At 67.6% G+C, this 788-nt stretch carries 1 pseudogene; it reads right to left on the bottom strand.

Annotation, left to right across the window (positions count from 1 at the left end):
• Positions 1 to 300: pseudogene (locus CA983_RS47455) on the bottom strand (hypothetical protein); the annotation flags it as partial.
• Positions 301 to 788: the final 488 nt, after the last annotated feature.

The following is a 788-nucleotide window of genomic DNA, read 5'->3' as shown; positions in this document are numbered from 1 at the left end:
ACCCTGCACCGCGCGGCCTGTGGACAGAGCCCGCTGAGCCCGGATCACCCCCAGCGCTCCCGCACGGCGGGCAACAATCCTGGAACCCATCCCGTCAGACGGGGCGCGGTCTTCGCGGACGCCGTCGTCGACGGAGTTGTCGACGACCTCCGAGACGGAGTGCACGAGCGAGACGGCCGACGCCGCGACCAGGCCCGTCGAGGCCGCTCCGAAACCGCTGCTCTTGTAGCTTCCTACCGGAAATCCAACTTCCGGTACGAACTGGAAAAAGACGCACGAACCGTACGTCGATCCCGTCACACGGGAAGATCGCCGCGCCTGAACCGGGGTGAAACGGACAGGGTCAAGCTGACAGGGGACACCACTCTCGGGCACTATGAGAAACGACCTGCTCTCCATATAGCTGGACCAACCCGAGCCCTCGGGCCCGGACGACCAGATGTGCGGATGTGTCAGGTGCCGCCCCCTTCGTGAGAAGCGGGCGGACACCGATCGGGTGGGGGGGAGATTTCTCCTCTCCTCTCGGTCCCGGTGAACCGCGAAGCCCCTGTGGTGGGGGCTCGCGGGTGAAGCCGGGTCGGTACGGATGTGGCTGTGGTGGCCGCTAGCGACCGGTGGTGCGGTGGCCCTGATGAGGGGCCGGTTTGGAAATGAGCGGCTTGATGAGCCGCAGCTCAGGACCGGCGGGAACCGGGACCTGAGCGGCCGACGCGGGTGGTTAGTCCGGTCGGTAGACGGGCCGCGCGAGGCCAGCGGGTGGTTAGTCCGCTTCTTGGCGCGCGCGGCCG

The sequence above is a fragment of the Streptomyces swartbergensis genome (assembly GCF_002148965.1).
Taxonomy (GTDB): Bacteria; Actinomycetota; Actinomycetes; order Streptomycetales; family Streptomycetaceae; genus Streptomyces; species Streptomyces swartbergensis.
The sequence above is the reverse complement of the archived record's forward strand: the minus strand, read 5'-3'. Positions and strand labels throughout refer to the sequence as shown.